The organism is Campylobacter sp. 2018MI34 (genome assembly GCF_016598975.1).
Classification (GTDB): domain Bacteria; phylum Campylobacterota; class Campylobacteria; order Campylobacterales; family Campylobacteraceae; genus Campylobacter_D.
Map to the genome: position 1 here is coordinate 1 of NZ_JAENKS010000166.1, position 431 is coordinate 431.

Consider the following 431-nt stretch of genomic DNA (forward strand, 5'->3'; position numbering starts at 1 on the left):
TGACCGAGGTCACCGAACGCGCCGAGTTGCCGTGGCTCACGATGGCCTATGCCGATCAGATCACCGCGCGCGGCTACAAGAATGTCTTCCAGACGTCGCTTGTCTCCAGCGCCATGGCCGCCGACGCCTTGCCGACGGCGCTCAATCTGGCCGAGAAGGCATCGGGCAAGAGGCCAGGCTCCGTATACATCCTGCGGGACAATTCAGCGGGTCCCACGGCGTTCGCGAAGCCACTCATGGAAGGCGGCCTCGAACGCGCGAAGCTCAAGCTTCTCGGCGAGGACATCTTCACGCCTCCGATGGCCGATGCCACGCCGCTGGTGCAGAAGATCAGATCGGCCCGGCCGGAAATGCTCCTGTTTTTGCCGACGACGACGACCGACGTGAAGCTCACGCTCGAGAAGCTGAACGAGTTCGGACTGGGCCAGGGG

The 431-nt window shown here is 63.8% G+C and carries 1 protein-coding gene; it reads left to right on the forward strand.

The annotated features are described in order from the left end of the window. Positions 1-431 (forward strand): ABC transporter substrate-binding protein (locus JG676_RS08245; RefSeq protein ID WP_200217932.1); only part of this gene is annotated, 431 nt, incomplete at both ends.